This is a genomic window from Ensifer sp. Root423 (assembly GCF_001426275.1).
GTDB classification, from domain to species: domain Bacteria; phylum Pseudomonadota; class Alphaproteobacteria; order Rhizobiales; family Rhizobiaceae; genus Ensifer; species Ensifer adhaerens.
The window spans coordinates 1-12,581 of the sequence record NZ_LMEG01000006.1 but is presented as its reverse complement, the minus strand read 5'-3'; the positions used below and the strand labels follow the sequence as shown (position 1 = coordinate 12,581).

9 protein-coding genes and 2 pseudogenes are annotated in these 12,581 nt (G+C 58.1%); 9 read left to right on the top strand and 2 right to left on the bottom strand.

Going from position 1 to position 12,581, the window contains the following annotated elements:
• Positions 1-14: 14 nt before the first annotated feature.
• Positions 15-1,913: a potassium transporter Kup gene (locus tag ASD01_RS08645; protein WP_060643886.1), complete on the bottom strand. Its 1,899-nt coding sequence runs from the start codon at positions 1,911-1,913 to the stop codon at positions 15-17.
• Positions 1,914-2,328: 415 nt separating this feature from the next.
• Between ASD01_RS08645 and ASD01_RS08640 the strand changes: the two genes are divergently transcribed.
• From ASD01_RS08640 to ASD01_RS08625, 5 genes are all read left to right on the top strand, one after another.
• Complete coding sequence (locus ASD01_RS08640) at positions 2,329-4,107, top strand: hypothetical protein (RefSeq protein ID WP_060643822.1); 1,779 nt, start codon at positions 2,329-2,331, stop codon at positions 4,105-4,107.
• A gap of 296 nt (positions 4,108-4,403) precedes the next feature.
• Positions 4,404-5,747 (top strand): enoyl ACP reductase FabMG family protein, encoded by a 1,344-nt coding sequence (locus ASD01_RS08635; protein ID WP_060643821.1) that lies wholly within the window; start codon positions 4,404-4,406, stop codon positions 5,745-5,747.
• 452 nt (positions 5,748-6,199) lie between these two features.
• Entirely contained in the window at positions 6,200-6,337 is a 138-nt protein-coding gene (locus tag ASD01_RS36155; RefSeq protein ID WP_164475046.1) for a hypothetical protein, read from the top strand.
• A gap of 542 nt (positions 6,338-6,879) precedes the next feature.
• Positions 6,880-7,449, top strand: a complete 570-nt coding sequence (locus tag ASD01_RS08630; RefSeq protein WP_060517886.1) for a helix-turn-helix domain-containing protein — start codon at positions 6,880-6,882, stop codon at positions 7,447-7,449.
• A gap of 159 nt (positions 7,450-7,608) precedes the next feature.
• Positions 7,609-8,805 carry an MFS transporter gene (locus ASD01_RS08625; protein ID WP_060643820.1) on the top strand — a complete coding sequence of 399 codons (1,197 nt, stop codon included), beginning with the start codon at positions 7,609-7,611 and terminating at the stop codon, positions 8,803-8,805.
• Positions 8,806-8,837: 32 nt separating this feature from the next.
• On the opposite strand, the gene ASD01_RS08620 is transcribed toward ASD01_RS08625, so the two are convergent.
• Positions 8,838-9,347, bottom strand: a complete 510-nt coding sequence (locus ASD01_RS08620) for a GNAT family N-acetyltransferase (protein ID WP_162250969.1) — start codon at positions 9,345-9,347, stop codon at positions 8,838-8,840.
• Between the two features lie 230 nt (positions 9,348-9,577).
• Here ASD01_RS08620 and ASD01_RS08615 point away from each other — a divergent pair, with 230 nt between their 5' ends.
• The 4 genes and pseudogenes from ASD01_RS08615 to ASD01_RS08605 form a co-directional block, all read left to right on the top strand.
• Positions 9,578-10,150 carry an NADPH-dependent FMN reductase gene (locus tag ASD01_RS08615; RefSeq protein WP_060643818.1) on the top strand — a complete coding sequence of 191 codons (573 nt, stop codon included), beginning with the start codon at positions 9,578-9,580 and terminating at the stop codon, positions 10,148-10,150.
• Positions 10,151-10,496: 346 nt separating this feature from the next.
• A pseudogene (locus ASD01_RS08610) lies at positions 10,497-10,679 on the top strand (helix-turn-helix domain-containing protein); the annotation flags it as partial.
• Positions 10,680-10,894: 215 nt separating this feature from the next.
• Positions 10,895-11,071 (top strand): annotated as a pseudogene (locus tag ASD01_RS37535) (helix-turn-helix domain-containing protein); the annotation flags it as partial.
• Between the two features lies 1 nt (position 11,072).
• On the top strand, positions 11,073-12,369 hold a 1,297-nt coding region (locus ASD01_RS08605), incomplete at its 5' end, for an ISNCY family transposase (protein WP_162250965.1).
• Positions 12,370-12,581: the final 212 nt, after the last annotated feature.

Genomic DNA, 12,581 nt, shown 5'->3' with positions numbered 1-12,581 from the left:
CATCTGACCTAAGGTTAGATCGTGACTTGCTCGCCAATCTCGACCACGCGATTGGCTGGCAGCTTGAAATAGGACGATGGATCGATGCCGAGACCTGCAAGTGCAATGTAGAGCTTGTCTTGCCAGCCGGGCAGACCTGAGTTCGGGTCACCAATAAGGGTCCTGCGCCCGAGATAGAAAGAGGTCTGCATGATCTCGAACTTGAAACCTGCCTTCTTGCACAGTGACAGCGCCTTCGAGACGTTCGGTTCGTCCATGAAGCCGAAGCAAAGCTCGAGCCTTGTAAACCGGTCTGACAGTTCAGTCATTGAGACGCGGTCTTCCTGCGCGACATACGGATGCTCGGATGTGCGAACCGTCAAAATAACATTGCGTTCGTGCAGGACATGATTGTGTTTGATGTTGTGGAGGAGAACGGCGGGTGTCTTATCGCCGACGCTGGTTAGAAAGATTGCCGTCCCTCGAACGGTCTGGGGCGCATGGGTGGACTTCTCTATCGAGCGGATGAATGTTTCCAGCGGGATATCGTTGCGCGCGGTCTTTTCGCGCAGCATTGCGGATCCCCGCGTCCAAGTCCACATCACCACCATGATTGTCAGTGCCAATGCCACCGGCACCCAGCCGCCATCATGAATCTTGAACAGATTGGCAAGCAAGAAGACGCTCTCGATGACGAGCAATGGCGCTAGAAGCAGTGCAGCCAGAACGGTTGAGTATCCCCAGACGGAGCGGAGAAACTGGAACGCCATCACTGTTGTCACAACCATCGCGCCTGTGACCGAGATTCCATACGCGGTCGCGAGAGACTCTGAGTCCCCGAACGAGAAAATCAGCACGATGACCCCGACGAACAGCAGCGCATTTACGGCAGGGACGTAGATCTGGCCGGTGTTGGTCTCGGACGTAAATTTGATCAGCAGTCGAGGAAGAAAGCCCAAATGGACCGCCTGGCGAGCGAGAGAAAACGCTCCCGTGATGACAGCTTGGCTAGCGATGATTGTCGCCATGGTCGCGAGAATGACCATCGGCAGCAGCGCCCAGTCTGGATAGAGAAGATAGAATGGGTTGTTGACCGCGTCTGGGTGGCTCAGCACGAGCGCGCCTTGGCCAAGGTAGTTCAGCGCCAATGCGGGGAATACAAGGATAAACCATGCCGTGCTGATCGGTTTCCTCCCGAAGTGGCCGAGATCTGCATAAAGGGCCTCGGCTCCCGTGACCGTCAGGAAGACGGCGCCAAGCACGATCAGACCTGCCCAGCCTGCATGCGTGATGAACCACAGGGCGTTGATCGGGTTCAGAGCCTGCAGGATGGTCCAGTCGTCGCCGATGTGGATGAGACCGCCCCACGCCATCGCGAGGAACCACACAACCGTGATTGGCCCGAAAAACCTTGCGACCGCTTCCGTACCCTTGGACTGCACGGCAAACAATGCAACCATAATGACCGCAGCAAGGGGAAGCACGTAGTCCGAAAAGGCTGGTGTGACGAGTTTCATGCCTTCGAGCGCCGACATGACCGAGAGGGCAGGGGTGATCATGGCATCCCCGATAAACAGGGCCGCCCCGATTAGGCCCGCGAAAAACAACACGGGCATGAAACTGCCGGTCTTCTTCATCAAGAGCGCGAGAAGCGACAATGTTCCACCTTCACCGTCATTGTCGGCGCGTAGGAGGAAAAGCACGTATTTGAACGTCACGATACACGTCAACGTCCAAACCATCAGGGAAATGAGACCGATGACTTCGTCAGGCTGCGCCCCGTCGCTCAAGAAGGGACGAAGGGCCTCCCGAAAAGCGTAGAGCGGACTTGTTCCGATATCGCCATAGACAACGCCGATGCATCCAAGCAGTAGAACGAGAAAGCTCTGCGTTCCCGATCGAGGTCCGACAGCTTCGCTGTGAGCATTGGGCATAAGGTCTCCTGAAACACCATCGGCATTAGCGATGGCAGATATATGCTGCATTGCGAAAGTCCAGGCAATTCTCACAGGAACCGCTCGAGAATGTCGAGTGTGAATAATCGGCCGTTGGACAAACCTAACTCGCGAAAACATCAGGGAATGGTTTGCGTTCCCACCCGCATCGGCTGAGATCAGTGTTCCGCATTGCTGAGGCGAACCAATTGCGCTTTTCTCTTGAGAATACCGAACGATGACCGACGCAGTGAATGTCGATTGTGAAGTCTCTGGGCCCGCATCGCAGACCGAGTTAAGCGAGGTTGCCCTTGAGGCAGAGTTTCGCACGCAACCTAAAATTACACACTTATTAAGAGAGTAGGTGTAGGCAATCTCGTGTGAGTTTGGGCGCTTCACACGAGTTTCATCTGCCATGAGTTTAGTTGTCGGCGAGACAAGTGTCGCGCGAGTTGATGAACGCTGGTCGGCAACGGGGTATTGGCTGATCTGCATCTTTATCGTCGGCCTACTCATCGGGTTCGATTTGTCCGGTGAGCGTATTCACAACGCTGACATCGACGACAGTTTGCGGGGTCTGCAAATCAAGGCATTCCTTGAGGATGGCGGGTGGCTTAGGCCGGCAATACCGCGGATCCTGATGCCCGAGCCGTATATTTCGCCTTGGTCGCGAATAGTTGACCTTCCCTACATGCTCATAGCTTTCTCTCTTCAGTCCGCCTTGGGAGCGGAAGACGCGCTCGCGGTGGCCTTCCAGGTTTGGCCAGCCGTAATGGCAGTCTTTTTCACCATTGGGGTTGTTGGGGTTTTGAGCCGGATAGCGCCACGAAAAGGTGAGCTTTCGCCCGGAATGCTATGCGCCGTCCTCGTCCTTATGGCCTTCGCGATCTGGGAATTTAGTCCTGGCCGCATTGACCACCATAACTTGCAGATGGTGCTGTTGCTCACGTTGATATACGGGATTGCTAGGTTCGATCGCATAGGCGGGGCGATCGTCGCGATTTCAGCGACAATCTCGCTCTTGGTAGGCCTGGAGACGTTGCCTGTTATCGCGCTGGTGTTGGGAGCCTTGGCACTAGCGTGGGCCGCGGGTTTGGACGGCACCCGAACGATGCTTGCCTCAACCGCCATCACATGCCTGGTTGCGGTACCCATCCTGACCTTTTTGGTAATCGGTCCTTCCGGGTTCTGGCGTGTGGAGAACGATGCTTTCTCCGCACCATTTGCATTCGCACTGCTTGGCTTTGGAGCGATCGCAACCGTGACCTTATGGCTGGTGCCGGAGGCTTCGAGCGCGGCGTTCAAGTTTGGACTTTTGGCTACCGCCGGTTCGATGCTATCGGCTGTGCTGTTGTTCGCCTATCCACAGCTTTTGGCCGGCCCATATGCAGCCATCGACGATCTGGCCCGGATATATTGGTTTGATCGCATCGACCAGGAAAAGAGTGCCCTGGAGTTTTTCCGAACAGGGGACTACGGCTCACTTGCTCTACTGGGTATTTTCAGCTGCGTCCTGGCTGTTAGCTTGCAGCGCGCGTTGAACGCCCCCCGAACGGCAAATCCGCAATTCGCTATCATCCATGCTGTCGCCGCAGCGCTCCTCCTGACCGCGTTGGTCTCCAACCGGTATTTGCGCTTCTCTGCTGCCGTCGTTCCGTTGTTGCTGCCTGCTGCGGCGTCGGTAATTCGCGAAGACAGCCAGGTGGCGGTTAGGCGGTTGGCTGCGTTTGGCGGGATGGCTGTTGTGATGGCCACCTCATTCTACTTCGTCGTGCCTTTTGAGCGTAAGACTACGGATGCTTTTGACCACCTGCTCTGGAATGATTGCAAGGGGGCGGATTTCTCGCTGCTTGCCACCCTTCCACCTGGACAAGTGATGACGCCGCCGGCACTGGGGCTTGAGATCGCCCGTAGGTCGCAGGACAGCCTTACGGTGTCGAGCGTTCCCTTTCACCGGGCCGCGCCAGCGATCGGACGGGTTCTTCGGGCCTTTATGTCGAGTAGCAACAATGAGCGGAATGCTCTTTTAGCCGGGTTCGACTATCTGGCCGTTTGTCGGGCGCCGTTAGGGCTCGTGGGAAGCGAGAAGATGCCGTTGTTCGATGCCATCATGACAGGCAGTGCTGGGCCGGGCCTTCATCCCGTATCATCAGTCAAACAGTCTGACCTCATCGTCCTGCGGATTGAAAAGTAGCGTGCGCCCAGGAGTATATGTTTGTTTCGCAGGCCACGTTCAGCCGGGCCACGACAGGATCCGAGGCCGGCATAAATCACGTCGAAGCGGTGAGTCGAAGCGGTGACGGTCACGCGGAAAGTTCACCATTCCGGATCGCTGCGGGGCTGGAATGGACGCCACTGCCGTTCCGTTCCGCTCACGGTTTGAATTGTAACGATACTTATTGTCACTTCCCACTTGCCGCCAATCAGTGCAGTGGTTCATCACGTAGTTTGTTTGGTTGCTCCGCGACCAGCTTTGAGAGAACCGGCAGTATGAAGAAACCAAACCCTCTGACGCACTTCCCGCGGACGAACATTTTCCGTCCAGGCGATGTTTTCGTTCTGTTTGGTGAGCTGTTCGATCGGGGTTATGCCACCCATCTGGTCGACCAGGCCAAGAAGGCCGGCATGGAAATTGTCGGGATCACGGTTGGCAGACGAGACGAAGCCAATGTTCTGCGGCCACTGAACGACGAGGAACTTGCGGCGGCTGAAGCCCGGCTCGGAGGCAAGATCATCAACGTGCCGATCATGGCAGGCTTCGATCTTGACGCGCCTGAAGGCGAGCCCACTCCGACCGACCTTCTCGCGAAGATGACGCTCGAGACGTGGCAAGACGAGAAACTCGACTGGTCGCACATCGAGAAATGCCGAGACGTCGGCGTCGAACGGTTCAAGAATGCCCTTTCTGAAGTCATGGGGATCCTTGATGGCATGATCGCTGATGGCAGGAATGTCTTCTTCGCGCACACCATGGCCGGTGGCATCCCGAAGGCCAAGGTGTTCATGGTCATCGCCAATCGCGTCTACAAGGGACGTGGCGCGCGCCACATGTCGTCGCAAACGCTGCTCGACAGCGATTTGGGCAAGCTCATTCTTCAGAATTTCGACGAGGTTTCGGCCAACACGTTCCGACACCTGATCGATCTGAGCACAGCCATCCGGGCGCGCATCGAAGCTTCCGGTGGCCAGGTTCGTTATTCGGCGTTTGGCTACCACGGTACGGGCATTCTCGTTGCTAACGAGTACCGCTGGCAGACCTATACCAATTACACGCAGGGCTACGCCAAGATGCGCCTGGAGCGCATCGCTGAGGAAGCCTGGAACAAGGGCATTAAGGCGACGGTCTACAATTGCCCTGAGATCCGCACCAATTCGTCCGACGTGTTCGCCGGCATCGAGCTGCCCCTCATTCCGCTTCTGCTCGCGCTGAAAAAAGAGGGCGGTGGCGAATGGGTCGCGCAGCAATGGCAGGCCTGCCAGGATTTGTTGGCAGATGGCTTCACCGTCGATGACGTCTTGCGGAAGATTTCCGATATGCAGACGAGCGAAGTGATGCGGCCGTTCTACGACTTTTCGTCCTGGCCAATGCCGAATAATCCGGGACAGTCCGACCTGACGATCGGTACGTCGAGCGAAATCACGGCGATGCACCGGGACGGCAAGGCGCTGATCTCCGATCTCTTGAGCCGGCTGGTGGTCGAAGCGGTTGGGCAGCTCATCTTTGGTGAGAGCTCGGCGCCATCGGGCCCTGTCCTGTGGCTCAACCACGACATCGTCGCGCGCACGCTGATCGAGACGAAAGGGTCAGCCCGCAACGCTCTCGAAGCGGCCTAAGCGCGACGCCGCAGGCGGCTACTGCCTGTCTCCTTGAGTCGCCTCCGATTGCGCGTCTGATCAGACGCGCACGCGAGGTCGATGACCGTGACGTCAAGCAGTCTTGGCGGTACTGGTCGTTAGTTGAACCAGACGACGCGTGACGATTGCACCCGCTCGGCCGACCTCTTGGGGTGGCCCTCGGCGTCCTCGGCAAACAGCGTCTTGCGTGCCAGCCGATCCATGTTCGCGAGCGCTTCGGCGATCGTCGTGTCGGCTGCGATCGTTTCTCTCTTAAATCTTGTAGCTCAAGAAGTTTGCCGGCGTAGGGCGCGCCGAGAGAGAGGATGTGCGCCTTTGTTTCAGTATCGATCGTTCGGATACAGGGTTTGGTTGAAAGTCGTGTCGTCGCCGGGTTGTCTGGGCGTTTGCCTGTGACTATGTGTGTGACAGCCAAAAAAGGATCAAACTCAATGCGTATTGCCACATTCTTGCTCGTACTCTCCGCGCTTGCCGGATGCTCCCAGACCGGCGGCGGTACGACCAGTGTCAGACAGGATTACTATGGTGGCGACGGCGGTTTTTATGCGGGCGCGGTTGCACCGCGCTGAAGCCGCTCCGGCGGCGCTGTAACTGCACTGCCGGCAGCTGTGCGAACTCTGACAGGGGGTGGGCCCGCTCAGGCGATTTTGACAAGCATGAGGGGCCCATCGCCTGATCTTCGGCCGTAGTGGCGCCGAACGTCGCCAAGCCGCCACGAGAATGTTGGCTAAGCGACCCTCGTCGAGAAAGCTCTCCTTCCATCAAGCCAACTCTCTGCCCTTCAGGTCCAAGCTCTGTCCGATTGTTCGGATTGCAAGGGCTTGCGCTTTGACAATGGCGCGGCCCGTAACGCCGTGATCTCCCCTGGAGCAACGTGCCGACCAACCGCTTTCATTCCCGACGGCCGGATGACGTCATCGCTCATTGCTCCGGAAAGCGTCCGTCTCAAGGACGCGATCATCATCGCCGATGCGCTGGGCCTCAACGTCAGGCGAAAGTGAGCGTCAGAAGATGCCACTGTCCCAGCATCGAGCCAGACGCGGGTGTCTGTTGACATCCGACCAAGCGTCCCTGCTATTCAACGGGGGAGGGCTATTGTCGCGAGGAAGGTATGGAGCTTGATCTGAAGGTTTGCGCTTTGCCGCTCGGATGCCGGCTTCGACGCTTCCGCAGGCTCAGGCAGATCAAGCAGGAAACGTTGGCGGCGGATCTTGGCGTGTCGCAGGGTCTGCTATCGCGATGGGAAGCCGGCCAGCATGAGCCTTCAGCAAAGGCCCGGGCCCGGGTCGAGACGCTGCTCGAGCGGCATGAGAGCGTCGGGATAGACCTGACATTGCGTCGGCTCATCGAAACGGCGCCGTTTCCGGTTCACCTTGTTTGCGACGACACCCATGCGCTTTTGAGCGTCTCACCGGCCAGGCAAGCCCAGTGGCGGATCTCTGCCGCGTCCTTTTTCGGCGTCTCGCTATGGCGATATGCGACGGCGGAAATCATCGAGAGAGAGCTTCAACTGCAAGAACTTGGCTGGTTTGAAGAGGTCTGGTCGGGAGCCGTCCAGTTCACGACCGGCGGCAGCGACGACCCCGATATGCCGATCCCCCCGAGCATCATCCGATGGGAACGAATAGGCATTTCCGACGGGCGCGTCGGCCGCCTGGTAACCAGTATCGATCCCATCTGAGACGCGAATATTTCATTCGTTGTCCGAGCTGTTCTGCCCCTGCTAGCCTGCCATGACCGCCAGTTGCCCCGAAACCGCCATACCAAAAAATTCGGCGGGCAGGGCGTCTGCGCTCACATCCCATCGGTCACGATAAATCCGCCAAGAGCACTCCGAACAATGACAAATTCGCGTCGCGCCATCACGTTTTCACTTCTCATCATCTGTGCAACGCTATCGCTGGCAGGGACCGACCTCGTCTTGCCGGCCGTTCCGCAATTGCCTGAAATCTTCGGCACTGACCGGGCGACCGCGCAGCTGGTGCTTGCCGCCTATGTCGGCGGCGGCGGTCTCGGCCTGCTTCTTTATGGGCGCCTGGCGGACCACTTTTCGCGCAAGGCGCTGCTTTTCTCTTCGCTCGCCGGATTTGCAGCCGCCTCGCTCGCCTGTGCCTTCTCGCCAAATATCACGGCACTTATCGCGCTGAGGTTCGTTCAAGGCGTGGCGTCTGCGGCGGCTCCGGTCTTTGGCCCAGGGTTGATCCGGCAGCTGTTCAGCGACAAGGCGGCGGTGCGCGCCATCGGGTTTCTCGGCAGCGTGGAATCGCTGGTGCCGGCGCTTGCGCCGATCTTCGGCGTGCTGCTGCTTTTGCATTTCGGATGGCAATCGTCATTCGAGTTGCTGGGTGTTGTGACGATGCTCGCTGCGGTCCTCATACTCGTGCTTGGGCTGCCCCGTGAGGAAGAACCCTCCGACACGCTCGGTAGTTATGGGCAACTGCTCACGGATCGCGTCTTCATGCGATACGCGCTCAGCCAGGCCCTGACGCTCGGCGGACTGCTCACCTTCGTCTTCGGCGCGCCGACAGTCATCGTCGCGTCGATGGGCGGCTCTCTGAACGACTTCATCATCATGCAGGTCATCAACATTTCCGGGTTCATCATCGTCACCAATCTGACCGCCCGGATTGCCGAACGTTTTGGCGCTGAAAACGTCATCCTGACCGGCACCATCATGGCTGCCTTGAGTGCCCTTGCGCTGTTCGCCTACGGTCTCATGGGCGGTACCAACACGCTGATGTTGCCTCTATTGTTTACGCCCATGGCGATCGGCTTGGGTCTTCGCGGCCCCATTGGCTTCTATCGCGGCATTCTTGCTTCGGGTCCCAATAATGCGCGCGGATCGGCGCTGATCGTCTTTTTCATCTTCATGATCACCACGCTTGGAACCGTCATCGCCGCGCCAATCATCGCAGCTGGGCTCGCGGCGCTCGCGTTCGTCGCCTGTGCTATCCACCTCCTGTCGGTGGCCCTCCTGCTCCTGCTTCCGGCAATGCCGGAGCCAACGCGCGATGCTGCCGGCGTACCCACGCTGTAGGTATCCGAACCAGATGAGGACCCCTTGAACGGCTAAATCGACGAATCTCCAAAGACGTGCCGGTATGCGCCGTAGCGCATGCCACTGATATCCACGTGTCGCTCAAGCGCGCCTCCGAGTTTTCTCGCGACCGCTTGGGAAGCCAAATTGTCATCGGTGATCAGGCTTATTGCCGTCCTCCAGCCAAGTTTGCTGGCTGCGAAGTCGAGAACGGCATGCATCGCCTCGGTAGCATAGCCTCGCCCCTGGAACTGGGGGTAAATGCCCCATCCCAATTCAGGTTCAAGCTTGTCCAAAGGAAGCTGCGCTCCGCAGTAGCCCGCCATTTCACCTGTTTTACTATCTTCGACAACGAAAAAGCCAAAGTCGCGCAAGTGCCAATGACCGATGAACGACAACATCCTTCGCCAGGCATCCTCACGCTTGATCGGACCCCCGACGAAGGCGGTGGTGACGGGGTCCCCCCAGAATCGAGCGAAGGCCTCAAAATTGTCCTCGCGCCATTGGCGCAATATCAGTCGTTCAGTTGCTATAGTTTGCACGATGTTCTTCTTTCAAAGGTAGCCATTCTTCCTTCCGCATCCGCCGGATACCATGCCGATCGCCGCGGCGACCGGCTCCGGATGAAAGCTGCAGTTCTGCCGGCATACTGGCGCGTTAAGAGAGTTCTGAGATCGGGTTTGCAGCGACTTGGAAACATGACAGTCACGGCGCGACGCGCTACATTGTCGTTGCAGTCCACGCCACAGGTCACGGTATCGGGAGAATTATTATGCAAACGCATAAGGTCGGATACTTGATTGGTAGTCTCGCCAAAGACTCCATAAATCGCAAGCTCGCCCGTGCACTGGTGAGGTTGGCTCCTGCACACCTTGAAATGACAGAAATATCGTTCAGGGAACTCCCGCTCTATAGCCATGACTATGATGCCGATTTTCCGCCGGTCGCGACAGCTTTCAAAGAAGAGTTGGCTGGGGTCGACGCCATTCTCTTTGTAACCCCGGAATACAACCGTTCAATCCCGGGTGGCCTAAAAAACGCCATTGACTGGGCGAGTCGCCCCTACGGAAAGAACTCCTTCACACGCAAGCCTTCGGCTGTCATCGGGACATCGCCGGGCTCGATCGGAACCGCGGTAGCGCAACAAGGACTGCGCAGTGTTCTTAGCTTCTGCAATTCACCGCAGATGAACGCCCCAGAAGCCTACATTCAATTCACTCCGGGGCTGATTTCCGACGACGGAGAAGTGACGGTGCAAACGACCGAGCAGTTTCTCCGTGGCTACATGGAAGAGTTTGCAGCCTTCATTGCGCGCGTGCTCTCTGTCCTGCCTCGCGACGCTTGAACAAGCGGCTGCCACTCGCGTCTCCTCAAGCCGTATGCAAGGGCGTCGAACAACGCTCGAAGTGGCTCAGGCGTCCTCACGATGGGTTCTGCCATGGCCACATCGAGGGTGCGGTCGAAATCGAGCGACGCAAGACGTATACTCGAAATGGCGAGCGCTGGTTCAATCATCTATCGCGAGGAAGTGAATTTTGATCAATGCGTTAGATGACATATTTGATACATCACATTCAGTTCCATAATTCAGATTATGCGATCTGAACCTGTAGCCGCAAAGTTAAAGTGTCCTGATCCTGCAAAGTTGGAATGTCACTCTCCCCGGGTTTTGATGACCTGGGAGATTGCGGATGGGATTGATTGCGATGAGCGAGCGCGATCTGCAGCGGATTGAGGTTTTGTCGAAGGTGATCGCCGGACGCATGACGTTGGTGTCGGCGGCACATGTGCTTGAGCTGAGCACCCGCCAGGTTCGCCGGTTGCTGGAGCGGATCAGCACTGGCGGTGCGGCGTCGATCCGGCACCAGGCTATGACCGTGCGCACCGCATGTTCGGCATCTTCCTAAGACGAGTGTCGCATGTCTAAATGGCTGACGACGCGCCGCCCAAATTGACATTTTAACTTTGCGCCAAAGCGGACAGTTCAACTTGGCTGCCACATTGCATGTAGCCGCAAAGTTAAAGTGTCCTGATCCTGCAAAGTTGGAATGTCACTCTCCCCGGGTTTTGATGACCTGGGAGATTGCGGATGGGATTGATTGCGATGAGCGAGCGCGATCTGCAGCGGATTGAGGTTTTGTCGAAGGTGATCGCCGGACGCATGACGTTGGTGTCGGCGGCACATGTGCTTGAGCTGAGCACCCGCCAGGTTCGCCGGTTGCTGGAGCGGATCAGCACTGGCGGTGCGGCGTCGATCCGGCACCACNGTTGGTGTCGGCGGCACATGTGCTTGAGCTGAGCACCCGCCAGGTTCGCCGGTTGCTGGAGCGGATCAGCACTGGCGGTGCGGCGTCGATCCGGCACCAGGCGATCGGCCGGCCATCGAACAACCGGATCTGCGACGGCGTACGCGATTACGCCATGACGATCGTGCACGAGCGTTATGCCGACTTTGGTCCGACGCTGGCGGCCGAGAAGCTTGCGGAGCGTGATGGTCTGACGGTGTCGCGCGAGACCTTGCGCCAATGGATGTCGGAGGCCGGCTTGTGGCTGTCGCGCAAGCAGCGACGGACGTTCCATCAGCCGCGGCTGCGGCGCGAGGCCTACGGCGAGTTGGTTCAGATCGACGGTTCCGAGCATCGCTGGTTCGAAGATCGCGGCGATCCATGTTCATTGCTGGTGTTCATCGATGATGCGACCGGCAAGCTGATGCAGTTGCGGTTTGTGCGCTCGGAAAGTGCGTTCAGCTATTTCGAGGCGCTGGAACTCTATCTGAAGGCGCATGGTGCTCCCGTCGCCTTCTATTCCGACAAGCATTCGGTGTTCCGGGTTGCGAAGAAGGATGCCAAGGGCGGCCAAGGCATGACCCAGTTCGGGCGTGCACTTTGCGAGTTAAACATCGAGATTCTTTGCGCAAACTCGAGTCAAGCCAAGGGCCGGGTCGAGCGGATGAACCGGACGCTACAGGACCGGTTGATTAAGGATCTGCGTCTGGAGGGCGTCTGCGGCATGGACGACGGCAACGCTTTCCTGCCTCGGTTCATGGAGCGCTATAACCGCCAGTTTGCCATTACCCCTGCCCGATCTGATGATCTGCATCGGCCGCTGAACCTTGCCCCGGATCGGCTGCGCGACGTGCTATGCAAACGTGAGCAGCGTTATGTCGGTGCCCAGTTGACGTTTTCGTACGAGCGCCAGCGGATCATGCTGGAAGAGACCGAGGTGACGCGCGGGCTGGTCGGTCGCTATGTCGAGACCTACGCGCTTGCCGACGGCAGGCTGGATGTGCGTTGGAAGGGGCATTCCCTACCCTACCGGGTGTTCGACAAGGACCAGCGGGTGACGCATGCGGCGATCACCGAGAACAAGCGGCTCGGTGAACTCCTGACCTACATCAAGGAACGTCAGGAGCAGCAGACGAAGCCCGCCGTGAAGACGAACAGCGAGAAGAACGGCTACGTTCGACGCGCGCGCGGCCCGGGACGTCGGAAGGATTTCATGAACGATCCTGCGGTCATTGCCCGGCGGCGACAGGCGCTCTCTGACCTCGATGCGGCGGAATGACCGGCTGCTTCAACTGTCCAAGCTAAAGCCGATGGGTGCGTCTCATCCGCCCCCTCCCTTCCCTTGCAACCCGGTCCAGCCGGTTCGGTCGGGGGCTTGCCTCAGCGCCAACGGAGATGTCGAGTGTCGCATGTCTAAATGGCTGACGACGCGCCGCCCAAATTGACATTTTAACTTTGCGCCAAAGCGGACAGTTCAACTTGGCTGCCACA